The following is a 23,921-nucleotide window of genomic DNA, read 5'->3' on the forward strand; positions in this document are numbered from 1 at the left end:
CTTTGATTTTTGCTTTGAATAAGAAATCAGCTTTTTAAAGCTGGTTTTTCCTCAGCTTTCTCTGACACTTTTTTCCACACATCTAAAGTATGTTCTTTAGAACGTTTGAAAGTTTCAGCCAGATGATCTTTGTGTTTAACAGAAATTTGGCTGACATCTTCTTTCAGCTCTTTACCCATTTTCGATAACTCATCAATCACTGAATTTAATTCAGATTTAACAAATTCTTTTAATTCAGCTAAATCTTTTTGTGAAAAATTAAGTTGCTTCTTAATGGTCTCAAGACGCTGTATGAGATCCTGTTTCAGATTCTGAACTTGAACTTGTACATCGGCCTGCACTTCTTTGGCTTCAGCTTTAACATTTTCAGCCGATTCTGACATCGCCTGTGTTACGTTTTGCTGTGCCTCTTTAGACGCTTGTCCCAACTTTTCGGCACCTTCAGCGACCACCTCTTTTAAGGCAGGTTTAGCTTTAACTTGTTTTTGTTCTGTAGTCATGGCTTTATTCCTAGAGTTATTACATGAGAGCTTTAGACTAGTCGATTTGATAAAATTTAAGTTTTGATTTGTCAGACAATTCTCATTTGCTTACATTTTACCTACATACGTTCAAAACAGACTTTTATTCAAAACACAAGGTATTTATCTTACATATTCGGCATAAATGGCATGGACTTCAACTGGTCGACTGCGTATAATGCCGTGTTAAGTTCAAGCGAGCAGACACAGGGAGGGTTGGTTAAAAAAATAGCCTTCCTTTTTTTTCGTCTTCTCGCTTTTTTACAGCCTAAATTTCAGGAGCTTTGGTTTGAGCACTCCCGCCATTTTAGCCCTCGCAGATGGAACGATCTTTAAAGGTACGTCTATCGGTGCATCGGGTAGTACGACTGGTGAAGTCGTTTTTAATACAGCAATGACTGGCTATCAAGAAATTTTGACTGACCCAAGTTATGCACAGCAACTTGTGACTTTGACTTACCCGCATATTGGTAATACAGGTTGTAATGATGAAGACGCTGAGTCAGGTCGAATTCATAAGGTATGGGCAAACGGTTTAATTATCCGTGACCTTCCTTTATTGCATAGCAATTTCCGTGCGAATCAATCTTTAAGTGAATATCTTCAACAACACAATGTTGTTGCGATTGCCGATATTGATACACGTAAATTGACACGAATTTTACGTGCGAAAGGCGCGCAGAATGGTTGCATCCTTGCAGGTGACAACATTACAGAAGAAGAGGCTTTAGAAAAAGCACGTGCGTTTGGCGGCCTGAACGGTTTAGACCTGGCGAAAGAATGCTGTGACCCGACCGGTTTCGAATGGACGGAAGGTTCTTGGACACTGGGTCAAGGCTTTTCTCAACCTGAACTTAAATTCCATGTTGTTGCATATGATTACGGTGTCAAAACCAACATCTTACGTATGCTGACTGATCGCGGATGCAAACTCACTGTAGTTCCAGCTCAAACGTCTGCAGAAAAAGTTCTCGCATTAAATCCGGACGGTGTGTTCCTGTCGAACGGCCCTGGCGATCCAGCTGCATGTGATTATGCAATTGAAGCTGTAAAAACCATTGTTGAAACAACAGATATTCCTGTATTTGGTATCTGCCTAGGTCACCAAATCCTTGCGCTTGCTTCTGGTGCCAAAACTGTGAAAATGCCTCACGGTCACCACGGTGCAAACCATCCTGTACAAAATCTTGAAGATGGTACAGTGATGATTACTTCTCAGAACCATGGCTTTGCAGTGGAAATTGATACCTTGCCTGCAAACCTGAAAGCGACGCACGTTTCATTGTTCGATCAAACCCTTCAGGGTATGCATCGCACGGACAAACCAGCGTTCAGCTTCCAGGGTCACCCTGAAGCGAGTCCTGGTCCACATGACTGTGCACCATTATTCGATCATTTCATTGAACTTATCGAAGCGTCTAAGAAGTAATTAAGGAAGCGATCATGGCTAAACGTACAGACATTAAAAGCATCTTAATTATTGGTGCGGGTCCGATTGTGATCGGTCAAGCATGTGAGTTTGACTACTCAGGTGCGCAAGCATGTAAAGCCCTTCGTGAAGAAGGCTACCGTGTTATTTTGGTGAACTCTAACCCAGCAACCATTATGACCGACCCGTCAATGGCTGATGCAACGTATATCGAACCGATTACTTGGCAGACTGTTGCACAAATCATTGAGAAAGAGCGTCCAGATGCTGTCCTTCCAACTATGGGTGGTCAAACAGCGTTGAACTGTGCACTTGCACTTGATGAACACGGCATTTTAGAAAAATTCAATGTTGAATTGATCGGTGCGAGTAAAGATGCCATTGAAATGGCTGAAGACCGTAAATTGTTTGATGACGCAATGCGTCGTATTGGCCTTGAATGCCCACGTGCTGCTGTTGCAAGCACCATGGAAGAAGCATTTGAGATTCAGGCGAAACTCGGCTTCCCTTCTATTATTCGTCCATCATTCACTATGGGTGGTTCAGGCGGTGGTATTGCTTACAACCGTGACGAATTCATTGAAATCTGTGAACGTGGTTTCGACCTCTCTCCTACTCACCAACTGTTAATCGATGAATCATTGATTGGTTGGAAAGAATACGAGATGGAAGTTGTTCGTGACAAAAACGACAACTGTATCATTGTATGTGCGATCGAAAACTTCGACCCTATGGGTGTTCACACAGGTGACTCAATCACTGTTGCGCCTGCACAAACATTGACAGACAAAGAATACCAAATCATGCGTAATGCATCGATTGCGGTTCTACGTGAAATTGGTGTGGAAACAGGAGGTTCGAACGTTCAATTCGGTATTAATCCGAAAGACGGTCGTATGGTTGTGATCGAGATGAACCCGCGTGTATCACGTTCATCTGCACTTGCATCTAAAGCAACCGGTTTCCCGATTGCTCGAATTGCAGCGAAACTGGCTGTAGGTTACACCCTTGATGAATTGAAAAATGACATCACTGGCGGTACCACACCTGCGTCATTCGAACCTGCAATCGACTACGTGGTCACCAAGATTCCTCGTTTTAACTTCGAGAAATTCCCACAAGCTGAAGCAATTCTAACTACACAGATGAAATCTGTGGGCGAAGTGATGGCGATTGGCCGTAACTTCCAGGAATCTTTGCAAAAAGCGCTTCGTGGTCTTGAAGTGGGCGTATGTGGTTTTGATGAAAGACTCGAAGTCGGTGCTGATGGCGCACGCGAGAAAATTCTTCAAGAACTTAAAGTACCGGGTCCAGAACGTATTTGGTTTATCGGTGATGCTTTCCGTCATGGTTTCACTTTAGACGAAGTGTTTGCTGCGACCAACATCGACAAATGGTTCTTGATCCAGATTGAAGACATCATCAAAACTGAAGATCAAATTAAGACTTTAGGTTTTGGTGATTTAAATGCGGACAACATCCGTAGCTTTAAACGCAAAGGTTTATCAGATCTTCGTATTGCAGATTTGATGGGTATTTCGCAAAAACAATTCCGTAAACACCGTTGGAACTTGGGCGTGACCCCGGTTTACAAACGTGTCGATACCTGTGCGGCAGAATTCGAATCAGATACTGCATACATGTACTCAACTTACGATGAAGAATGTGAAGCAAATCCGTCAACTCGTGACAAGATTATGGTCATCGGTGGCGGTCCTAACCGTATCGGTCAAGGCATCGAGTTCGATTACTGCTGTGTACACGCGGCGCTTGCAATGCGTGAAGACGGCTATGAAACCATCATGGTGAACTGTAACCCTGAAACTGTTTCTACCGACTACGACACTTCAGACCGTTTGTACTTCGAACCAATTACCCTTGAAGATGTTTTAGAGATCGTGCGTATCGAGAAGCCTAAAGGCATTATCGTACAGTACGGTGGTCAGACTCCGCTTAAATTGGCTCGTGCTTTAGAAGAAGCCGGTGCGCCAATTATCGGTACATCACCTGACGCGATTGACCGTGCAGAAGACCGTGAACGTTTCCAGCAAATGATTCAACGTCTGCAACTTCGTCAACCAAGAAACAGCATTGTAAAATCTGCTGAAGAAGGTATGGCCGAAGCGTCTAAAGTGGGCTACCCGCTTGTAGTACGTCCTTCATACGTGCTGGGTGGTCGTGCGATGGAAATCGTTTATAACGACGACGAATTGAAACGCTATTTACGTGATGCAGTTCAAGCTTCTAACGAAGCGCCTGTATTGCTTGACCACTTCCTTGATGATGCAACTGAAGTCGATGTTGACTGTGTATCTGACGGTAAAGATGTGGTGATTGGCGGTATCATGCAGCACATTGAACAAGCCGGTATTCACTCTGGTGACTCGGCATGTTCTATTCCTCCTTATTCTCTATCTCAAGAGATTCAGGACGAAATGCGTCGTCAAACTGTTGCGATGGCAAAAGAGCTTGGCGTAATCGGTTTGATGAACGTTCAGTTTGCGGTTAAAGGCAACGACGTTTACATTCTGGAAGTGAATCCACGTGCATCACGTACCGTGCCTTTCGTTTCTAAATGTATTGGTGAGTCTTTGGCAAAAGTGGCTGCACGTTGTATGGCAGGTCAGTCTTTGGTATCTCAAGGATTTACCAAAGAGATCATCCCGACTCACTTCGCTGTAAAAGAAGCGGTGTTCCCATTTGCGAAATTCCCGGGTGTTGACCCAATTCTTGGACCTGAGATGAAATCTACAGGTGAAGTGATGGGTGTGGGTACAACTTTTGGTGAAGCATTCTATAAAGCTGTGTTAGGCTCGAATGATCGTTTGCCAGGTAAACCAACCGAAGGTGAAGTGAAACATGCATTCTTGTCTGTACGTGAGTCAGATAAACCGCATGTTGCACGCATTGCGCAACAACTTGTTGATTACGGTTTCAAACTTGTAGCAACAAGTGGTACGCATAAAGTGATTACTGAAGCCGGTATTGAATGTGAACGTGTGAATAAGGTAACCGAAGGTCGCCCTCATATCGTAGATCGCTTGAAAAATGGCGAGATTCACCTCATTATCAATACATCTGAAGGTAAACAAGCTCAGCAGGATTCGTTCTCAATCCGTCGCTCTGCGCTTCAAGGTAAAGTGTATTACACCACAACCTTGAATGGTGCTGATGCTGTATGCCAAGCCTTAGCAATTAAATTGCCAATGGATGTATACCGCTTGCAAGATTTAACAGTAGGTTAATAAATTACCGATAAGTCCCGTCATCTTATTGGTGACGGGATTTTTTTTATTTATAAACCCTTAATTTTTATACTCACTTAGAGGGACAACAATGAAACGTTATCCTATGACTCCCGAAGGCAAAATTGCCCTAGAGAAAGAATTACATCAGTTAAAAAGTATTGATCGTCCACGTATTATTGCGGCAATTGCTGAAGCGCGTGAACATGGGGATTTAAAAGAAAATGCGGAATACCATGCTGCTCGCGAGCAACAAGGTTTCTGTGAAGGCCGTATTCAAGACATCGAGGGTAGACTCGGTGCAATGCAAGTGATTGATATTAAAACACTTGAACAAAACGGTCGTGTCGTTTTTGGGGTAACAGTAACGATTGAAAACCTAGACACCGAAGAACAAAAGACCTATCAAATTGTAGGCGATGATGAAGCAGACTTTAAGATCAACAAGATCTCTGTGAACTCTCCTATTGCTCGTGGTCTTTTGGGCAAAAGCGAAGGCGATGAAGTAAAAATCGTAACGCCTCAAGGTGAAGTGGAATACGAAATTGTGAAAGTTGCCTATCTTTAATTTTAAAGATTGAATACTTTTTAAAGCCCCTCTCTTGAGGGGTTTTTTATATTTAGCTTTCTGACACAAGCCGCTTAGCTTTTCACTTCTTTTAAAAATCCCGATGCAAATAAATTAAATGCATGTAAGGCCTCAGGAAGCACCTGCTCAGGATGTTCGCTAGCAGCGACCCATAGTGCAGCATTCATGGCAGCACCATTTAAAAATACTGCAGCAGCTTCAGGATCGACGGCTTTGATCCGAGCTGCTGCCAGTAATTGTTCCACACACTCACGCGTAGACTGCAAGCATTTATTCTGGCTTGGCCAGTGTGCAGGATCACCCAGCACCGCAGGACCGTCGAGCAGCACAATACGCTGGAATTCAGGATCTAAGGCATTTTGAATATAGGTCCGCCCTTCCAGTATCAAGCCTTCCCAAAGATCATCGGGCTGCTCCGGATGTTGCTGGGCAGACGAAGCCATCTCTGAATCAATTTGATCGACCACCGCAGCAAATAAGCCCTTTTTATCACCGAAATGATGATACAACGCTCCACGGGTCAGCCCCGCTTCTGCCGTGAGTTTATCCATTGAAGTATCTGCATAGCCATATTCCCCAAATGCACGGCGTGCCACTTCAATCAGTTTTTTACGGGTCTCGGCCATTTTTAATTCACGAACGGACATTTCTATTACCACTTCAATATTGCAGAAATTTTAATTGACATACGGACCGTATGTCAATTATGTTTACATACGAGGCGTATGTGAAACTTAAGCTGTTTTAAAAATATTTTTGAAATCAGACATTGAATGAGAATAGTCATGACAAGAACCGCAATATTTCCCCAAGACCGCCATGCCCTGTATGAAGAGCATGGTTATTCTGCTGCAATCAAATCGCAAGATTTACTTTTTGTCTCTGGTCAAGTCGGTAGCCGTGAAGATGGCTCACCTGAACCCGACTTCGAGAAACAGGTAGAACAGGCTTTTAAAAACTTAGCTGCAACTTTGGCAGCAGCAGGCTGTACTTTCGATGATATTGTCGATGTCACCACCTTTCATACCGATCCTGAAAAGCAGTTTGAAAGTATTATGAAAGTTAAGCAGCAAGTGTTTAATCAAAAGCCTTACCCAAACTGGACAGCCGTTGGCGTGAGCTGGCTGGCAGGTTTTGATTTTGAAATTAAAGTGATTGCCCGTATTCCTACAGCATCGACCCTAACCTAATCATTTGCTTTATTCGCAGTCGCTTGAGTATCTTTTAGATATTGTTCAGCAAGTTTAGACCTTGATTAGGTATAATTTCTCATTCCTTATTTTTTGTATCTCCCTTATGGCTGAAAAGTTAATTAATTCTCCTGTGAATCATTGGTGTGAGTTCGAGTTCATCTCTAAAACGGTGAAGAATCCGAATATTCATATCAAGGGAAATTACTCTTACTATTCAGCCTACTGGGATCAGGGATTTGAACGTTGTGTAGTGCGTTACTTACATGACAAACCTGCAACCGTAGAGAAACCGATTGATCAGCTTTATATCGGCAATTTTGTCTGTTTTGGCGCAGAATGCGTGATTATGATGGGTGGTAATCAATTACATCGTACAGACTGGATTTCAGCCTTTCCGTTCGATACCCGCAGTTTTGTGCCTGCGGGTGATACTGTCATTGGTGATGGCTGCTGGATTGGCTCGCGTGCCATGATCATGCAAGGTGTAAAGCTAGGCGAAGGCGCAGTTGTGGCAACAGGCGCAGTCGTGACAAAAGATGTCCCGCCTTATGCCGTGGTTGGTGGTGTGCCTGCCAAAATCATTAAATACCGTTTCTCTGAGGAAGATATAGAAAAACTGCTTTCACTGAAGCTTTATGACCTAGATGAAAAGCAGTTTTTAAAGATGCGTGATCAGTTGCAGACGGATAATATTGATAAATTAGTTCAATATTTTTATTTATTATAGATTAAAGCCCTTTATGTATGTATGACTGCCAATCTTTAATAAAATTATTTGAATGATCCAGTTCAAAAATTGACACCTCTTTTAAAACATTACTTAACTGATATTCAGGATCACTACTTTTCTTAGCATTTTCATATGCAGCAAGAAGCTTATCAATGAATGTATCTGTAATCTCCAAGTCCTTCTCTAAAATCAATCTAAACCACTCTGATTCTCCAATATCACTACTCCCATTAGAGCCCCATGTACTCAAATTATGTCTTTGCATAAAAAGGTGTTTATCATTACATAAATATTCATTTATTTTTTTGACGACTGAACTGATAAAAATATGATAATTTGCATAAGGCCCCTGTCCCATTATCAAACTAAGTAAAATTAAATTTTTCTTCTGATGTGATGTTCGCAACAAAGCATATTTATTCAGCTTTTTTATTAACTCTCGACTATTAAATTTTTTATCTAGTTGCAATCCTAATGCCCAATAAAATAGTTCACTTCTGTCATTAAGTGAATTCAACTCACCAATTCTAAATAATTGATATTTTATTACTTCTTCAAAATCATAAATATCACTCTCACTAGACATATGAACAGTAAAATCTATAAATTTTTCAAGATAATCACCATTCATTTCAGAATCATAGCCATAAAACCTTTTTACTGATTGTAATAATTGGGGCTTATTTATCACCAAAATAAAAACTATATTTTTAATATCAAAAAAATGTTTAATCCTTTCAATTAAACGAATCGCAAAGTCTGGTCGGCAACGATCTAGCTCATCAATAATAAATACCAAAGGTTTATCTAATTTTTCAGCTAGTTTAGAGAGTTCTTCCTTAAAATCCTGAATCGTTCGTTTTTCTATATGGTGATTTTCTATTTTCTTTTCTATTTGCTCTTTTACTTTAGATGCCATCTCATCACTAGCAACATCAAAAACATCTTTTCCTTCTTTATAGATTTCTTGTATTGCTTCACCTGCACCACCTAGACCTATCCAGTGCATACTAGCCTTAGCTGCAATCATTGGAATTATAGCGGCTAAAGAAATTAAGACTGATGCTGTCTTTGAATTAAAATCTTCAATCTCTTCAGCATCTATTTCATTAGAGCCTTTAAACGCTTGACTAATCTCTGCTGCAATTGTTAGAAAAGGATCATCAAGATAATCATTTGCGAAAGCATCTAAATAAATTACGTTATGATTTTCATTTTCTAAATGCTTTTGCCAATGCCTAACGAACCATGTTTTACCTTCACCCCAACGTGCATCCAATGCCAACACAGCACCACACTGTAAACGATCCACATAATTAGTGAGCTGAATACCTAAACACTTTCTCTCCCAAAGATCGCCTTCCCACGCTTTTTCAATATTTTCAAAATTATCACGCTGCCAATTCAATTGCTTTATTTCAGTCATTTCTAATTCATTATTAATAAGTTACTACACTTATGATATGACAATTTTCAAAGGCAGTTTGCCTATTTTTTTACATATAATTTCAAATTAAAAATCTGCTTACAATTTCATCATACTTTAGTTTTAACCCCTCTAATTTCCCAACCAATCCATGTTAGATTAAATTATAAAATCTTTTTGGGAAGTAAAATATCCCTATGAAATTACTAGGTTTTGTTTTATCGGAAATACAACTAGCATCAAGTTTTAACCTGTTTTAATACACAATAAATCATAATGCTAAAAGCATCTATTTAAGTAATGATTATAAGGAGAAATTCCCCATGGCTTATCACAATATTCTTGTTCCAGTTGACGGTTCAGAAACTGCATATGCAGCGGTTGCAAAAGCGGTTGAGTTTGCTAAAGCATTTGGCAGTAAAGTTACAGTGGTTCAAGTTTTATCACTCGATCCCTATATCGCAGCGGAATATATCTCTGCCAATCAAACAAATGATTTAATTGAACGCGCTCGTACAGCAATTTTAGAGTCGCTTGACGCTGCAAAAGCAAAGTTTCATGAACAAGGAGTTGAAGTAGAAACCAAACTCCTGGAAGGACAAGTGGTTCATCGTGAAATTGTCAAAGCTGCAGAAGAAAGTCATGCAGACCTAATTATCATTGGTTCTCATGGTCGTACCGGCTTTAAAAAACTATTCCTCGGCAGTGTCGCACAAAGCCTACTGGGTGAATCACATATTCCTGTACTGATTGTTCGTGAATAATAATTAGCCTGGCGTTTCCCATCTTTTTCTAAAGGTGGGAAATCGCTCACTTCAGCGTATTTATTGCTGTTATCCATCATTCATCCATTGATATTGTTTTAAATTAATCTTATCTCCAATCACCATCACGCCTTCTTCTAATAATTTTAAGCGTTGAATATTGTCACCACGATCATCCACTTTACTTAGGCTAATTTTTCCTTGCGAATTAATCACTCGATGCCAAGGAATTTTTGCATCATCTTCCAGATGCTTTAAAACATAACCGACTAGACGCGCATGTCTGGGCAAACCTGCCAGCTTGGCAATCTGTCCGTACGAAGCCACTTTTCCATAAGGAATTAAGGCAACTACCTGCAAGATTTGACGGGCCAATTCATCACTAGAACGACTGGAATGTTGTGGCATAGAGTGTCCTTAAATCATCCAATGAGTATTATCAAACATAAAAAAAGCCCTTTAAAGGCTTCTTCTATCAAGGCTTTAGGATTAGAAATTATCTGGACTTTCCAAGCGTTTCACTACTTTTACCTTTTCCGGATTATGCATGACCGCAACACCATCTTCGGCTTTTTCATCAATTAAATCATCTGGGTTATACACCGTAATGGTTTCATTACCATTGGCATCTTCCCCGACAATATACTGAAAACCTTTTTTGTTCATTTTATGGCATAGCCGTTGATACCAACCTTTAAAGCCCGTTTTTTCTTCATTCGGGTTGTAATAAAACGCATTCATTACCGCAGGCAACCCCAGCCCACAAACCAGACCTGATAATAATACCGCAATAAAGGTATAACCAATTAAGATACTGCTATATTCACTCAGTTCAGGAATGTTCGCGACCGCCAAGATCAAGGCCAGCGAAATCCCTCCGCGCACCCCACCCCACGATAAAATGGCCAAACTACCGTTATAGCTTTTGTGGCGAAAATTTGGAAAAAATGCAAAAGATAGGTAGTTGGCTGCAAAACGTGAAGCATGCAAAATAATAAAGGCAACAATACCGCCTAAAATCAAGCTGATGCTTAAATCTAAAATAAACAGTTCCAGACCAATCAGGGTAAACAGGAATGAATTGATAATCCCTTCAACGGTATGCCAAAAATGGTTTACTTCCCGGATTTCACGTTCCTGTAAAATTTCTTTCCACTTATTGCCCACAACCAGGCCGCCAATGACACAGGCAATTGGTGCAGAAGCATGGGCAAATAAGGCAACCAGATATGAACCACAGGCCAATAATGCAGTGGTTAAAATTAAAGATTCCATTTCATGTTTGCCACGAAGTAATCTTAAAATTCCCAGACCAAAGCCCCAACCAATAATAATGGCCACCACAATTTCATAGAGTAAGGTTTCTAAAGTACCGATAATAGTAAAATGTTCACCCTGCAATACATTTAACAAAGTCATGAATACGGCGATACACATGGCATCATTAAATAGTGATTCCCCTTCGAGTTTTACAATCAAATGATGCGGTGCACGTACCGAACTTAAAACAGCTTTTATCCCAATCGGATCCGTTGCACCCAGCGCAGCTCCTAATAACAATAGAACCAGGATATCGACATGCTTGCCTATCAGAAATTGATATCCGTATAAAACCACCCCGAAAAAGACCGCACAAAGTACCAGCGCAATACTCGCCAGGATACTGATCGGTTTCCAGTGCTTTTTTAAATCCGAAACTTTAAATTTTAAAGCGGAAGATGTCAGGATAAAACAAATCACCCCATTAATTAAAAAGTCATAAAAGTCAATATGACGAACCGCTTCTTCAATATTGTGGATATTAATTGTTATAAACTGATTACCACTGAGTAAACTCGCGCCCCATTGTAAAATAAATACAAAGATGGCTGAAACAATCGGCACACCAATGGCTTGCGGGAAACCCAAGACACGCTTATTAAAAATTGTCGTGGCAATAGAAAGGGCGAAAATGACAGTAAAAATCTGAAGAAAAAAGAAATTTCCCATTAAGGTTCCAATTTTTGCGATTCATGGGAATAAAGCGAACTCATCCAACTATTTCCAAGTAAAATATTTCATGAGATAACATTTATGAACTGAATCAGTTTAACGATTTTTTATAAGGCAAACAAAATAGTTAAGTTTTTTTACATATTTTTAGCAATGATTTAACATAGACAAACACCTGAGCATTTAGTGTAGCAACACTTTCTTTAATCTCCACATTAAGTTGAATTTATTCATGCATCAAACAGTGAAAACCATATTTCGACTTTTTTTTGCAGTTGTAATTTTTCTCATTACCTTGGCTTTATTTCTCAGTGCCTATTCTAAAAGCAAAGAAATTTTACAGGCAGATCAACAGCTTCAGCAAGCCAAACACATCTCGCTCAAATCGACCGCTCAAGAACAATTGGTTTTAATTTCCAATAATAAACGACCGGATCAAGCCATTTTTATTTTAATTGCCCAAAATGGTTATATTGTTAAATTACCCTGCGAGCATTATCAGCAAGATATCTGTACAGATGAATATAACCAGTTGCATACCCGACAAATCCAGCAGCTTGATCTGTTAAAGGTGGGTCAGCAGCATTATATTGAACATGTTCGTTATCAAGATAGTCGTACTCAAAAGCAGCAACAATGGTCTTATTCTGCGCAAAAAATTCAGCAGTTTTATCAGGCGGATATTGCCAGTTTAAAATACATTGTTTTTAGTATCGTTCTGTTTGCACTAGCAGCACTGTATGTCTCTATTCGGATTATCCGCAACTTTAAACAGTTTTTAATGCGCTAAACCGCTCAATAAAAAAGAGGATTTCAAATCCTCTTTTTTTTTCACTTTAACTCTATTCACTTTAAATGGATTGATTGAAAGTATCACAATCATTGATATTTCCCGATTTCAAACCGGTTTGAAACCATTTCATGCGCTGCTCACTACTACCATGGGTAAAGCTGTCTGGAACCACCTGTCCTGTTGAACGCTTCTGTAAATAGTCATCACCAATTTTGTGCGCTGCATCCATTGCTTCTTCAATATCACCTTGTTCCAGGAATTGGGTACGTTGCTGATTATGGTTGGCCCAAATTCCGGCAAAACAGTCCGCTTGCAATTCCTGACGTACAGAAAGTTGATTGCCTTGTACTTGACTGGACTGCGCACGTGCTTTTTGTACTTGATCTGAAATACCTAACAACGTTTGAAGATGATGCCCCACTTCGTGCGCAACCACATAGGCTTGGGCAAAATCGCCGGCCTGATCTTGACGTGACAGTTCCGTGCTGTTCTGCTCACCCGAAATGCCCATTTGCTGACGCATATCTTTAAAGAAGGCAGTGTCGATATAGACTTTTTGATCTGCCGGACAATAAAAAGGTCCCATCGCAGATTGCGCCGTACCACAGCCTGAATTTACTACACCACTGAACATCACCAGTTTAGGTGCGACATATTCGCCATTCAGTTGCTGCTGAAATACTTGAGACCAGGTATCTTCCGTGTCCGCCAAAACTGTCCCGACAAAATCCATTGCTTCTTGCTGTTCAGGAGTGGGATTGTCCAGACCTCGGGTTTCAGCCGGCTGTGATTGTGATGTCACCTGTTTGGTTGCCTGATAAGCTTGTTGAGGATCTACCCCAAAAAACTTCCAGGCCACAAATGCCACCACTAAGCCTAAAATACTAATACCACCTGCTTTGGCTCCACCTCCACCGCGGCGGTCTTCCACATTTGAACTTACACGACGTCCTTTCCAGCGCATAGTGATATTCCTTTTAGTTTGCTTTCGCTTAATTTAGCGAGCTTTTGTGATTATGCCTGTTTTGATTTCGGCCAGAACTTTTGAATGGTCGCAATCACCAATAGAACCAGTAAGCCGGCAACAAAACCAATGACGAAATTGATTAAAGTTGGCGTAAGTGCACCAATAATATTTCCAATATTTGGAATGTGTTGCGCCTGATCGACTGAATTCTCAGTTAAATGATGAAACCACGGAATGGTATGGGTAATAATCCCGCCACCGACAAGAAACATTGCAATGGTTCCGACAATGGTCAGCGTTTTCATCAGTTTGGGTGCAAAAGCCAGCAAACCGCGTCCAATGCTTTGCTTGAAGCTCGATGCCTGCTCGGTTAAATACAATCCCAGATCATCAATTTTGACAATCATGGCAACAAAACCATAAACCCCTACCGTCATCACGATGGCAATGATGGAGAGCACCAGCACTTTGCTGCCAAAAGTAGCCGTCGCCACCGTACCCAGCGAAATCACCACAATTTCAGCAGATAAAATAAAGTCGGTACGAATTGCACCTTTGATTTTATCTTTCTCAAACTTGGCTAGATCGGTTTCAATGGCAGTGAGTTCTGCTTCGGCAGCTTCTTGGGTCTTGGCTTTTTTATGATGCAAACTGTGCAGTACTTTTTCCACACCTTCATAACATAGAAACAAACCGCCAATCATCAACAAAGGATTGATCAGCCAAGGGGCAACCACGCTAATCAACAAGGCTAGAGGAACAAGAATGAGTTTATTAACAAAAGAACCTTTGGCAACGCTCCAAACCACAGGCAGTTCACGTTCAGAACGCACACCGCTGACTTGTTGGGCATTCAGGGCTAAATCATCTCCCAATACCCCTGCGGTTTTTTTGGCTGCCATCTTGCTCATGACAGCAACGTCATCCAATACCGTGGCAATATCATCTAATAATATTAATAAGCTACTCGCCATTCTTATTTTTCCTTAAAGTTTCTATCTTGCATTTTAAAGATAAATATTTAAAAAAACTGTATCAACTTCATTAAATTATTCTTATTTTTTCTATGTTGTGTTTTCATTGTGCCTGACATTGAAAAACATTATGCCGTACAATAAGGCCATTCATCAGCATATACGTGTAGTGCTAACTACTTTGGAATAGAGAGATAATGAGTAATCAAGACAATCGTCCTGTTATTTTGACTGGCGACCGCCCAACCGGACAACTTCATTTAGGTCATTTTGTTGGTTCTTTACGTTCACGTGTAGGACTACAAGATTCTCACCATCAACATCTCCTCCTTGCCGATGCTCAAGCCTTAACTGATAACGCGGACAACTTTGAAAAAGTACGTCGCAATATTATTGAAGTGGCGACTGACTATTTAGCCGTGGGTATTGATCCAAGCAAAACAACCATCTGTGTTCAATCATGCTTGCCTGCATTGAATGAACTGACCATGTTGTATTTAAACTTTGTGACTGTGTCACGTTTGGAACGCAACCCAACCATCAAATCTGAAATTCAGATGCGTGGTTTTGAACGTGATATTCCGGCAGGTTTCCTTTGCTACCCTGTAGCACAAGCAGCCGACATCACCGCTTTTAAAGCAACGGTTGTGCCTGTGGGTGAAGACCAGATTCCAATGATTGAACAAACCAACGAAATTGTACGTCGTTTGAATCGTCAAATTGGTCATGACTTGCTTCCAGAATGCAAAGCATTGCTTTCAAATGTCGGTCGTTTACCGGGTTTTGATGGTAAAGCCAAAATGTCTAAATCTTTGGGCAATACCATTGTGCTCGATGCTTTTGATAAAGACATCAAAAAAGCAGTCAATGCGATGTATACCGACCCGAACCATCTTCGTGTTGAAGATCCAGGTCAGGTTGAAGGTAATGTGGTATTTACTTATTTAGATGCTTTCGATACCAACAAAGAAGAACTTGAAGAATTAAAAGCACATTACCGTCGTGGTGGTTTGGGCGATGGTACGGTGAAAAAACGTCTTGAAGGCGTGTTAAAAGAATTGATTACGCCTATTCGTGAACGTCGTATGGAATTGCAAAAAGATCCTGATTACATCATGGATATTTTAAAAGCCGGTACAGATAAATGTCGCGATATTACCCAGCAAACCCTTGATGAAGTTAAATCAGGTTTAGGCGTGTTTCATTTCTAAAAGCGCTTAATCTACAAAAATGCCTTTCCTATAGTGAAGGGCTTTTTTTATGCTGAAGTAATGAGCAGCAAATCACACTAACCAATGGTTATTAACCTGAATTTACACAACTTTACTCAAATCATCATGAAATGACTCACCATTCATTTTATTATACTTTCAGTGCTTAGGGCTCTTAGAGTTCTAACATTCTCCTTAACCGAAACTGTGCAAACAGATTCGTTGTTCTACGCAGTGATCACCCCAATCATTGCGTATTTTTTTGCCTGAATTTTAAGCCACACTAAGTTTCAAGCAATAAAAAAACCCGCTCTAAAGCGGGTTTTCTAACATCAACAAATTAGTTTTTATGACGCATATGCGGGAATAAAATGACATCACGAATACTGGCTGCATCAGCAAATAACATCACCAGACGGTCAATACCAATACCTTGACCGGCTGTTGGAGGAAGACCATATTCAAGCGCTTCAATGAAGTCTGCATCGTAATGCATCGCTTCATCATCACCTGCATCTTTCTCTGCAACTTGTGCTTGGAAACGTTCAGCCTGGTCAATTGGGTCATTCAATTCCGAGAAACCATTCGCCAATTCACGGCCGCCAATAAAGAACTCAAAACGGTCGGTAATGTGTGGGTTGTTGTCATTACGGCGTGCAAGCGGTGAAGTTTCCGCTGGATATTCAGTAATGAATGTTGGCTGACGAAGTTTTGTTTCAACGGTTTCTTCAAATACGATAGTTTGAAGTTTACCCAGACCAAAACCAGGTTTAACTTTCTCTTTCAATTCTTCCTGAACAAATTTCGCCAGGAATTCACGGTCAGCTACATTTTCTGGCGTGAACTGAGGGTTATGTTCAAGAATTGCATCAAACATTGAGATTTTTTTGAATGGACCTTTGAAGCTGAATACTTCACCTTGATAAGGCACATCAGTCGCACCCAAAATGTCGATCGCTAATTTCTCAAGCATATTTTCAGTCAAAGCCATCAAGTCTTTGTAATCTGCATAGGCTTGGTAGAATTCGATCATGGTGAATTCTGGGTTATGACGTGTTGAAACACCTTCATTACGGAAGTTACGGTTAATTTCAAACACGCGTTCAAAACCGCCCACAACCAAACGTTTCAAGTAAAGTTCAGGTGCAATACGCAAGAATAAAGGCATATCTAATGCATTATGATGTGTTTCAAATGGACGCGCAGAAGCACCCCCTGGAATCACATGCATCATTGGCGTTTCAACTTCCATGAAACGTTCATTGGCCAAATACGCACGCATACCCGCAACCACTTTGGCACGGATTTCAAAAGTTTTACGAGTTTCTTCGTTTACGATCAGATCAAGATAGCGTTTACGATACTTCATTTCAGTATCGTTTAAACCATGGAATTTATCTGGAAGTGGGCGAAGTGATTTGGTTAAAAGCTCGAAATGTTCGATATGAACATACAGATCGCCTTTGCCTGAACGGCCAATATAACCTTCAACGGCAATAATATCGCCAAGGTCTAAGCCTTTAATGCTCGCCAGTACGTCTGGATCTAATTCTTTACGTGCAACATACAGTTGGATACGGCCAGTCATGTCTTGAATTACGATGAATGAACCACGGTTCAACATCACACGACCTGCAACCTTCACATAAACCTTTTCACCCGCTTCAATTTCTTCTTTAGACTTATCAGCGAATTGTTCTTGTAAGTCTTGAGCGTAATGTTCACGCTTGAATGTGTTCGGCCAAGGGCTGGTTCCCTTTTCCTTAGCATGTTCTTCAATATGCTTTAACTTGGCATGACGCTGTGCAATTAAATCGTTTTCGGAAATGTGTTGTTCAGAAGTCGATTGAGCGTTATGTTGCGTCATCTCTGCCTCGAATATATGTAAAAAACGGAAGTTGCATAGGATAGCAGATTTAGTATAAATTTCGTATGACTTATTGCCAAACACAAGTATTGATTTGCTCAACACAACCTTGTTTCCTTCACATTTAGGCTTCGGCCAATTGTTTGACGATCTCAAAACCTCGTTTTAAACCATTATTCATCAATTCCACATGATCTTTAGAGGTTTCCAGTTCTACACTCAGCATGGTTGAGCCATTTACATCTTCAAGCACATATTTTTCTAAAACACCGCTCCATTGTTTAACTTCTTCACTGTCTAAATCTTCAATGCCATCTTCCAGCATGCCCAAGTGCTTAAAGGTCACCAGTTTAAATTCTTCCAGCTCGGTAATGGTTGAAACCATGCCATCCCCATTGGCATCGAGAAAAACAGTTCGTCCATTTAATTGCCAGTCGGAATGCATGGATGAACCCGGAGCAAAATATTGGGTCCATTCGGTATAAGTGTCCGGATCCCACAGAATCTGCCACACCTTTTGTGGAGAGGCGTGAATCAAAATTTCATAATTTAAAATTTCCATCGGCTCACCTCAGCTTATATTTATCTTAATAAATACGAAGTTATCCAAATTTATTTTTGCCTGATAGGCAGGTTTTGTTATCTATGCTTAAAGCAACTTCCTTATTCTCCTATCTGTTTAATTTTAATTAATAATTTATTTTGTAAGTGGGTTTAACCCCTATTATGCTGTCCATTTATTAGACCAAAAGCTAACTTCTTTATTCGGCATAGTCACCTACAATAATTTAAGCAAAATGGTTGAAAAGGAAACGATTCAACTTTTCTATCTTTGTACATAAAAACAGCGTGAACTATAAAACAATGAATACATGCACTTCGAAAATCTTGTTTTTACATGGACTCGATTCCTCGCGTGAATCGACAAAATTCCATGCCATTGATGCCAATCAGAAATATTGCATCGATATAGATTACCGCAACCTGAATTTTCAGACGGTCGCCGATTTTTATCGCGATATTATTGCCAAAATCAAGCCTGAAATTCTGGTCGGACACAGCTTGGGCGCGTATTGGGCCTTGAAAATGTCTGCCTTGTGTAAAATTCCAACGGTAATTGCCAACCCGAGCCTTCATCCGGATTTTCGTGAAGATTACCCACCCATTAATGAAGATGATCTGGAACATGACATTGCACAGATTGCCTATTTAGAATTAGGCGATGAAATACTGGATATGTATGCCGTTCAGGAACAGCTCGAACCCTATATGATCGTTCAGGCTTTAGAAGGTGGTCATCACCGTTTAGCCAGTCCAGAAAACATCAATGATCTGATTCAACACATGCAAACGCATTTTCTAAAAAAATAAAAAAGCCCTGGTTTTGACCAAGGCTTTTTTATGACATCAAACCGATTAAGCGACTGCTTGTTCTGGCTGAGATTTATCATTTAATACAGACCAGACATCTAAACCTAAATCGCCGTGCAAATCAGGTAAATCAAGGAAGATGCTCGCACCCAGGATTTCATGGTTGCATTTGTCTACCAGTTGTTTCACCGCTTTTAAAGTGCCGCCTGTGGCTAAAACGTCATCCACAATAATAATTTTTTGTGCTTCGATATTCGCTGACATTTCCAGACGATCCCGGCCGTATTCCAGGCTATAACCTACGCCAACAACCGGTGGTGGTAATTTACCTGCTTTACGTACCAGCAATAAGCCTTTGCCCAAACGTTGCGCCAACAAACTCGCTAAAACAAAACCACGTGCTTCAACCGCGACAAAGCTGTCTACCTGTTCCAGTTTATCAGCAGGAATACTGGCAATGAGAGCATCGGTTAAAGGCTCAATTTTACTCATAAACAAGGGGGTTAAATCGAAGAAGCAAATACCCGGTTTAGGGAAATCTTGGACAGTACGAATGTGAGACCACAAAGTTGTAGACAAATTGCTCATGGGGAGAAAGACAATGAAAAGAGAATATGTGAATTTTAACGCTTTATGAGGTTCATGACCAGTAAATGATCATAGTTACAACGCTTCAAAACACAGCAATACATTATAAGTATTTGATTTAATTGTATTTGTTTTTTAAATAAATATTAAATATAGATTTATCTGACCTTAAATTAACAAAATTTGTTTATTTTCTCTCCCCGACCTTAGTCTATATCCGACTTTTCAATAGCATAAAGGCATTTCTTCAGCTTCTCAAAGCTGCACAATTGATGAACATTTTGACATTCAGATTGAATTTAAATTGTTAGACAAAAACCTTATTTAGCTGTTTTTATGACAAGTTTTGTCCTGCGAGGCAATTCTGGTTTCAAATTCAGCGATTAAACTCCGATATTTGCTTTACATTAATGCTAGAACTGCGTAAAAATTTGACTGAATATGTACCTTGAAAGTCATATCATTAGAGTCATGCTGTATATGGGATTTTACTGACTTCACATTTTAACAAGTCAGTGTTTTGGAGAGTCAAATGAAAAAGTATCAATGCATCGTTTGTGGATGGATTTATGACGAAGCTGAAGGGTGGCCACAAGATGGTATTGTCGCAGGTACAAAATGGGAAGATATCCCAGATGACTGGACCTGCCCGGACTGTGGTGTATCAAAAGTTGATTTTGAAATGGTTGAAATCTAATAATTGATACCAAAGACCATAGTAAATGGTCTTTTTTTACGTCTTATAGAAAACAGTTTGGAGAAAAATATGCATCCTATCGTCATCATTGGTTCGGGTATGGCGGGATATACCGCAGCGCGTGAGTTTCGTAAGCTAAATCCCGAGCATGAACTGGTCATGATTTGTGCAGATGATGCGGTAAACTATGCTAAACCCACGCTGTCTAATGCTTTAGCCGGAAAAAAAGCACCTGAGCAAATTGCATTAGGTGATGCCAGCAAAATGAGTGATCAACTGAAGATGCGTATTGAAGCGCAGACTTGGGTTAAAAAAATTCAAGCTGAACAGCATCAACTGGTTTTAGAGAAAGATGGACAACAAAGTATTCAACCTTATTCAAAGCTGGTTCTAGCAGTCGGTGCAAACCCGGTTCGTCTGGCGATTGCCGGTGATGGTAGTGATGACATTCACGTGGTCAACAATCTGGATCACTATAAAGCCTTCCGTAAAAATCTCGCTCAACATCAAGATAAACGTGTGGTGATTTTAGGTGCAGGCTTGATCGGCTGTGAATTTGCCAATGACTTGCAAAACACAGAACATCAGGTAACCGTCATTGATTTGGCTCCGCAGCCTTTAGGGCGTCTGATTCCTGATTATGTTGCGGCATCTTTCCAGGAAAAACTTGAAGCGATTGGCATTCACTTTGTACTCGGCACCACGGTTGAAAAAGTAAATAAAGTTGAAAATGGCGACTATCAAATTACTTTAGCCAATGGTCAGTCTGTTGTCGCGGATGTTGTACTTTCAGCAATCGGCTTACAGCCGAATTTAGAATTGGCAAAAGCTGCTGATATTCACTGCAGTCGCGGCATTTTAACCAATGGTCATTTAGAAACCAACCAGGCCGATATCTACGCGGTTGGCGACTGTGCAGAAGTCAACGGTTTGCTGTTGCCTTATGTGATGCCAATCATGCAACAGGCACGTGCTTTAGCGAAAACCTTAAATGGTGAACAAACCCATGTTCATTATCCAGCGATGCCTGTGGCCGTTAAAACCCCGGCTGCCCCACTTACAGTACTTCCGGCACCCGTGGGTGTGGATGTCACTTGGGAGACTGAAGAACTTGAAGATGGCATGATTGCCAAAGCTGTAGATAGTCAAAACACCTTGCGTGGTTTTGTTTTATTGGGCACAACTGCAGCAAAACAGCGTTTAAGTCTAACTAAACTGGTACCGGACTTGATTCCTGCAGCAGTTTAAGGTTTTAATACAAAGGACATTTTTTCAGCAAAATGTCCTTTTTTAGGAAAACAACAATGAATAGCGCACTCAACTTTACAGGCTCTCCCTATACCTCTTTTATGCATGAAACCAGAGTCAATTTAGGCAATGGCGTTGAACTGCATGTAGAAATGGGCGGAAATCCTAAACATCCTGCAATCATGCTGATTATGGGTTTAGGTGCGCAAATGTTGTTTTGGCCTGATTTTTTCTGTAAATCACTGATTGATCAAGGTTATCGTGTCATTCGTTATGACAACCGCGATATTGGTCTTTCCTCTAAAATTCGTCATTCAGGACCCCGACTCAACACCTTAAAACTGATGGGTCGCTTTGCTTTAGGTCTGGAAAATCAGGGTGCGCCGTATAATTTATATGATATGGCAGAAGATGCCGCACTGCTGATTGATCGTTTGGGACTGGAAAAAGTCTCTGTGATTGGTGCTTCAATGGGTGGCATGATTGCACAAATTCTGGCAGCCAAGCATCCTCAAAAAGTCAATAATTTAGGTTTAATGTTTACCAGTAATAATCAGCCGCTATTGCCACCGCCTTTTCCAAAACAGCTTTTTAGCCTGATCGGTCGACCTGAATCGACGGATGAAGAAGGTATCGTGAATCATAGCGTGAAAGTTTTTAACATTATTGGTTCACCTGGGTATATCAACCAGATTGAGATTATTCAGACTGCCCGTAAATTATATCAACGAAGTTATTATCCAGCGGGTGTACTTCAACAATTTTTAGCAATATTATGTACCGGTTCTTTGCTACAATTGAGTAAGCAAATTCAGCAACCTACCCTTGTGGTACATGGCTCTCGTGACCGTTTACTGCCACCGAGTCATGGCAAAGCAGTTGCAAAGGCAATTACAGATGCTAAGTTTGAATTAATTGATGGAATGGGGCATGATATGCCTCCGCATTTTATTCCATATCTTAGCGGACTATTTGCTGATCACTTTAAATTAAAACATTAGGACACTATGGCTGCATTACCCTCTTTAAGACAGCTGTCATACCTCGTTACACTGTCTGAAACGCTACATTTTACTGAAGCTGCGCGCCGTTCATTTGTGACCCAATCGACTTTGTCAGGCGGAATCATGGAGTTAGAGCGTTTGTTAGGTGGAGTCCTCGTTGAACGCGACCGCCAAAATGTACGTTTAACTCCGCTTGGAGAGCAGGTTGTTGCTCGAGCCCGTGTTTTATTGGCTGATGCTCAAGATCTGATGCGTTTAAGTCGTGAGATGAGCGAGCCTTTAACTGGTGATTTACATTTAGGCATTATCCCCACTATTGCACCTTTTATTTTGTCGAAACTTTTAGATGAAGTGCATAAACAACTGCCTAAAATTCAATTGCATTTGTATGAAGCGCAAAGTGAAAAAATTGTCGAAAAATTAGAACACGGCAATCTGGACATGATTGTTTTGGCACTGCCTTTTGATACACGTGGTTTAAAAGTTGCTGAAATTGCGAAAGAAAATCTTTATTTGGTGCATCATAAAACCGATCAAAACGCACTGAATGTCAAAACTTTAGATGATTTGGATTTATCACGTTTAGTGTTACTTGAAGAAGGTCATTGTTTACGCAATCATGTCTTAAGTGCCTGCCCAATTGGTGAACGCAAAAATGATCATCGTTTAAAGGCCAGTTCATTACCAACACTGGTTGAAATGGTTTCTGCCAATTTAGGCTTTACCCTGCTTCCTGAAATTGCTATTCATACCAATATGATTAAAGCGAATCCAGATTTAGTGGTTAAAGCAGTTGAAGCTGCGCCAAGTCGTACGCTCGCTTTGGTCACGCGTAAAAGCACCCCATTGCAAAGTGAATTTGACGTGCTATTGCAAATTTTGCAAAAAGTCACCCAAAACCTTCATTAAAAATAAGCGATCCATTAAAAGGAGCAACTGCTCCTTTTTTTATTGCCCAATTCTCTTGCTGAGCACGGCTTTCGCTCGAATAAATTCTATTATTGAAATAAAAAAGGTTTACCACAACGGTAAACCGAGTTTGAAGTTAAAAGATAATATCTTACACATGGATGAATTGAGTGATGTGTGCTGAGAAAACAGGAGGTTTTAACTTGGTAAACTATAGACACTCATCAGGAGTTTACCATGAGCAAGAAACAGAAGACTTACACCGCAGAATTTAAAGTTGAAGCAATAAAATTGATTGAAGCCAATCAAGGCAATGTATCGGAAACAGCCAGACAACTTGGCATTTCAATGCAAACTCTTTCAAATTGGAATAATAAAGCAAAGACTGGCACCTTAGCAGGCA

At 40.5% G+C, this 23,921-nt stretch carries 24 protein-coding genes; 14 read left to right on the forward strand and 10 right to left on the reverse strand.

The features are described 5' to 3' along the window. Positions 1 to 26: 26 nt before the first annotated feature. Positions 27 to 500, reverse strand: coding sequence for a hypothetical protein (locus E0H81_RS01140; RefSeq protein WP_131268101.1), 474 nt, complete (start codon positions 498 to 500; stop codon positions 27 to 29). A 310-nt stretch (positions 501 to 810) separates the two neighbouring features. Between E0H81_RS01140 and carA the strand changes: the two genes are divergently transcribed. The 3 genes from carA to greA all read left to right on the forward strand — a co-directional run bounded on the left by carA (position 811) and on the right by greA (position 5,763). Further along, a complete protein-coding gene (carA, locus tag E0H81_RS01145) occupies positions 811 to 1,950 on the forward strand; it encodes a glutamine-hydrolyzing carbamoyl-phosphate synthase small subunit (protein WP_131268102.1) in 1,140 nt (379 codons plus the stop codon). Positions 1,951 to 1,964: 14 nt separating this feature from the next. Further along, entirely contained in the window at positions 1,965 to 5,195 is a 3,231-nt protein-coding gene (carB, locus tag E0H81_RS01150) for a carbamoyl-phosphate synthase large subunit (RefSeq protein ID WP_131315835.1), read from the forward strand. Between the two features lie 91 nt (positions 5,196 to 5,286). Continuing rightward, positions 5,287 to 5,763, forward strand: a complete 477-nt coding sequence (gene greA / locus E0H81_RS01155; RefSeq protein WP_131268104.1) for a transcription elongation factor GreA — start codon at positions 5,287 to 5,289, stop codon at positions 5,761 to 5,763. A gap of 74 nt (positions 5,764 to 5,837) precedes the next feature. Here greA and E0H81_RS01160 read toward each other — a convergent pair whose 3' ends face one another. Then, complete coding sequence (locus E0H81_RS01160) at positions 5,838 to 6,431, reverse strand: TetR/AcrR family transcriptional regulator (protein WP_131315837.1); 594 nt, start codon at positions 6,429 to 6,431, stop codon at positions 5,838 to 5,840. Between the two features lie 138 nt (positions 6,432 to 6,569). Between E0H81_RS01160 and E0H81_RS01165 the strand changes: the two genes are divergently transcribed. Then, positions 6,570 to 6,974, forward strand: a complete 405-nt coding sequence (locus E0H81_RS01165; protein WP_131315840.1) for a RidA family protein — start codon at positions 6,570 to 6,572, stop codon at positions 6,972 to 6,974. Between the two features lie 106 nt (positions 6,975 to 7,080). After that, positions 7,081 to 7,704 (forward strand): CatB-related O-acetyltransferase, encoded by a 624-nt coding sequence (locus E0H81_RS01170; protein ID WP_131315842.1) that lies wholly within the window; start codon positions 7,081 to 7,083, stop codon positions 7,702 to 7,704. Position 7,705: 1 nt separating this feature from the next. Here E0H81_RS01170 and E0H81_RS01175 read toward each other — a convergent pair whose 3' ends face one another. Continuing rightward, positions 7,706 to 9,133 (reverse strand): KAP family P-loop NTPase fold protein, encoded by a 1,428-nt coding sequence (locus E0H81_RS01175; protein WP_131315844.1) that lies wholly within the window; start codon positions 9,131 to 9,133, stop codon positions 7,706 to 7,708. A gap of 323 nt (positions 9,134 to 9,456) precedes the next feature. On the opposite strand from E0H81_RS01175, the gene E0H81_RS01180 reads away from it, so the two are divergent. Continuing rightward, positions 9,457 to 9,897: a universal stress protein gene (locus tag E0H81_RS01180; protein ID WP_131315845.1), complete on the forward strand. Its 441-nt coding sequence runs from the start codon at positions 9,457 to 9,459 to the stop codon at positions 9,895 to 9,897. A 69-nt stretch (positions 9,898 to 9,966) separates the two neighbouring features. Here the strand turns inward: E0H81_RS01180 and E0H81_RS01185 are convergent, their stop codons facing one another. Together E0H81_RS01185 and E0H81_RS01190 are read right to left on the reverse strand one after the other, a co-directional pair. Next, positions 9,967 to 10,305 carry an MGMT family protein gene (locus E0H81_RS01185; RefSeq protein ID WP_131315847.1) on the reverse strand — a complete coding sequence of 113 codons (339 nt, stop codon included), beginning with the start codon at positions 10,303 to 10,305 and terminating at the stop codon, positions 9,967 to 9,969. Positions 10,306 to 10,386: 81 nt separating this feature from the next. Beyond that, positions 10,387 to 11,886 (reverse strand): cation:proton antiporter, encoded by a 1,500-nt coding sequence (locus E0H81_RS01190; protein WP_131268482.1) that lies wholly within the window; start codon positions 11,884 to 11,886, stop codon positions 10,387 to 10,389. 235 nt (positions 11,887 to 12,121) lie between these two features. Here E0H81_RS01190 and E0H81_RS01195 point away from each other — a divergent pair, with 235 nt between their 5' ends. Beyond that, positions 12,122 to 12,679, forward strand: a complete 558-nt coding sequence (locus tag E0H81_RS01195) for a hypothetical protein (protein ID WP_131315849.1) — start codon at positions 12,122 to 12,124, stop codon at positions 12,677 to 12,679. 61 nt (positions 12,680 to 12,740) lie between these two features. Here E0H81_RS01195 and ypfJ read toward each other — a convergent pair whose 3' ends face one another. Together ypfJ and E0H81_RS01205 are read right to left on the reverse strand one after the other, a co-directional pair. Further along, positions 12,741 to 13,646, reverse strand: coding sequence for a KPN_02809 family neutral zinc metallopeptidase (ypfJ, locus tag E0H81_RS01200; protein WP_131268486.1), 906 nt, complete (start codon positions 13,644 to 13,646; stop codon positions 12,741 to 12,743). 50 nt (positions 13,647 to 13,696) lie between these two features. Then, positions 13,697 to 14,623: a DUF808 domain-containing protein gene (locus E0H81_RS01205; protein WP_131315851.1), complete on the reverse strand. Its 927-nt coding sequence runs from the start codon at positions 14,621 to 14,623 to the stop codon at positions 13,697 to 13,699. 197 nt (positions 14,624 to 14,820) lie between these two features. Between E0H81_RS01205 and trpS the strand changes: the two genes are divergently transcribed. Continuing rightward, a complete protein-coding gene (gene trpS, locus E0H81_RS01210) occupies positions 14,821 to 15,834 on the forward strand; it encodes a tryptophan--tRNA ligase (protein WP_131315853.1) in 1,014 nt (337 codons plus the stop codon). Positions 15,835 to 16,174: 340 nt separating this feature from the next. Here trpS and lysS read toward each other — a convergent pair whose 3' ends face one another. Further along, on the reverse strand, positions 16,175 to 17,701 hold the full coding sequence (lysS, locus tag E0H81_RS01215; RefSeq protein WP_131315855.1) for a lysine--tRNA ligase: 1,527 nt from the start codon (positions 17,699 to 17,701) through the stop codon (positions 16,175 to 16,177). A gap of 124 nt (positions 17,702 to 17,825) precedes the next feature. After that, complete coding sequence (locus E0H81_RS01220) at positions 17,826 to 18,263, reverse strand: SRPBCC family protein (protein WP_131315857.1); 438 nt, start codon at positions 18,261 to 18,263, stop codon at positions 17,826 to 17,828. A 302-nt stretch (positions 18,264 to 18,565) separates the two neighbouring features. Here E0H81_RS01220 and E0H81_RS01225 point away from each other — a divergent pair, with 302 nt between their 5' ends. Next, positions 18,566 to 19,072 (forward strand): YqiA/YcfP family alpha/beta fold hydrolase, encoded by a 507-nt coding sequence (locus E0H81_RS01225; protein WP_131315859.1) that lies wholly within the window; start codon positions 18,566 to 18,568, stop codon positions 19,070 to 19,072. 45 nt (positions 19,073 to 19,117) lie between these two features. Here E0H81_RS01225 and E0H81_RS01230 read toward each other — a convergent pair whose 3' ends face one another. Next, the gene (locus E0H81_RS01230; RefSeq protein WP_131315861.1) at positions 19,118 to 19,660 is read right to left on the reverse strand and encodes an adenine phosphoribosyltransferase; all 543 of its coding nucleotides are present in this window, start codon (positions 19,658 to 19,660) and stop codon (positions 19,118 to 19,120) included. Positions 19,661 to 20,192: 532 nt separating this feature from the next. Between E0H81_RS01230 and rubA the strand changes: the two genes are divergently transcribed. The 5 genes from rubA to E0H81_RS01255 all read left to right on the forward strand — a co-directional run. Further along, positions 20,193 to 20,357 (forward strand): rubredoxin RubA, encoded by a 165-nt coding sequence (gene rubA / locus E0H81_RS01235; protein ID WP_005179369.1) that lies wholly within the window; start codon positions 20,193 to 20,195, stop codon positions 20,355 to 20,357. Positions 20,358 to 20,426: 69 nt separating this feature from the next. Next, the gene (locus E0H81_RS01240) at positions 20,427 to 21,605 is read left to right on the forward strand and encodes an NAD(P)/FAD-dependent oxidoreductase (RefSeq protein WP_131315863.1); all 1,179 of its coding nucleotides are present in this window, start codon (positions 20,427 to 20,429) and stop codon (positions 21,603 to 21,605) included. A gap of 56 nt (positions 21,606 to 21,661) precedes the next feature. Continuing rightward, entirely contained in the window at positions 21,662 to 22,606 is a 945-nt protein-coding gene (gene estB / locus E0H81_RS01245; RefSeq protein ID WP_131315865.1) for an esterase EstB, read from the forward strand. A 6-nt stretch (positions 22,607 to 22,612) separates the two neighbouring features. Next, on the forward strand, positions 22,613 to 23,518 hold the full coding sequence (gene oxyR, locus E0H81_RS01250; RefSeq protein WP_131315867.1) for a LysR family transcriptional regulator OxyR: 906 nt from the start codon (positions 22,613 to 22,615) through the stop codon (positions 23,516 to 23,518). 237 nt (positions 23,519 to 23,755) lie between these two features. After that, positions 23,756 to 23,921 (forward strand): transposase (locus tag E0H81_RS01255; protein WP_165492568.1); only part of this gene is annotated, 166 nt, incomplete at its 3' end.

The organism is Acinetobacter terrestris, from assembly GCF_004331155.1.
In the GTDB taxonomy this organism is placed as follows: domain Bacteria; phylum Pseudomonadota; class Gammaproteobacteria; order Pseudomonadales; family Moraxellaceae; genus Acinetobacter; species Acinetobacter terrestris.

Coding starts and splice junctions, on each gene's coding strand:
- E0H81_RS01140 (WP_131268101.1), bottom strand. CDS start 500: ATGACTACAGAACAAAAACAAGTTAAAGCTAAACCTGCCTTAAAAGAG.
- carB (WP_131315835.1), top strand. CDS start 1,965: ATGGCTAAACGTACAGACATTAAAAGCATCTTAATTATTGGTGCGGGT.
- greA (WP_131268104.1), top strand. CDS start 5,287: ATGAAACGTTATCCTATGACTCCCGAAGGCAAAATTGCCCTAGAGAAA.
- E0H81_RS01160 (WP_131315837.1), bottom strand. CDS start 6,431: ATGTCCGTTCGTGAATTAAAAATGGCCGAGACCCGTAAAAAACTGATT.
- E0H81_RS01165 (WP_131315840.1), top strand. CDS start 6,570: ATGACAAGAACCGCAATATTTCCCCAAGACCGCCATGCCCTGTATGAA.
- E0H81_RS01170 (WP_131315842.1), top strand. CDS start 7,081: ATGGCTGAAAAGTTAATTAATTCTCCTGTGAATCATTGGTGTGAGTTC.
- E0H81_RS01175 (WP_131315844.1), bottom strand. CDS start 9,133: ATGACTGAAATAAAGCAATTGAATTGGCAGCGTGATAATTTTGAAAAT.
- E0H81_RS01180 (WP_131315845.1), top strand. CDS start 9,457: ATGGCTTATCACAATATTCTTGTTCCAGTTGACGGTTCAGAAACTGCA.
- E0H81_RS01185 (WP_131315847.1), bottom strand. CDS start 10,305: ATGCCACAACATTCCAGTCGTTCTAGTGATGAATTGGCCCGTCAAATC.
- E0H81_RS01190 (WP_131268482.1), bottom strand. CDS start 11,886: ATGGGAAATTTCTTTTTTCTTCAGATTTTTACTGTCATTTTCGCCCTT.
- E0H81_RS01195 (WP_131315849.1), top strand. CDS start 12,122: ATGCATCAAACAGTGAAAACCATATTTCGACTTTTTTTTGCAGTTGTA.
- ypfJ (WP_131268486.1), bottom strand. CDS start 13,646: ATGCGCTGGAAAGGACGTCGTGTAAGTTCAAATGTGGAAGACCGCCGC.
- E0H81_RS01205 (WP_131315851.1), bottom strand. CDS start 14,623: ATGGCGAGTAGCTTATTAATATTATTAGATGATATTGCCACGGTATTG.
- trpS (WP_131315853.1), top strand. CDS start 14,821: ATGAGTAATCAAGACAATCGTCCTGTTATTTTGACTGGCGACCGCCCA.
- lysS (WP_131315855.1), bottom strand. CDS start 17,701: ATGACGCAACATAACGCTCAATCGACTTCTGAACAACACATTTCCGAA.
- E0H81_RS01220 (WP_131315857.1), bottom strand. CDS start 18,263: ATGGAAATTTTAAATTATGAAATTTTGATTCACGCCTCTCCACAAAAG.
- E0H81_RS01225 (WP_131315859.1), top strand. CDS start 18,566: ATGAATACATGCACTTCGAAAATCTTGTTTTTACATGGACTCGATTCC.
- E0H81_RS01230 (WP_131315861.1), bottom strand. CDS start 19,660: ATGAGCAATTTGTCTACAACTTTGTGGTCTCACATTCGTACTGTCCAA.
- rubA (WP_005179369.1), top strand. CDS start 20,193: ATGAAAAAGTATCAATGCATCGTTTGTGGATGGATTTATGACGAAGCT.
- E0H81_RS01240 (WP_131315863.1), top strand. CDS start 20,427: ATGCATCCTATCGTCATCATTGGTTCGGGTATGGCGGGATATACCGCA.
- estB (WP_131315865.1), top strand. CDS start 21,662: ATGAATAGCGCACTCAACTTTACAGGCTCTCCCTATACCTCTTTTATG.
- oxyR (WP_131315867.1), top strand. CDS start 22,613: ATGGCTGCATTACCCTCTTTAAGACAGCTGTCATACCTCGTTACACTG.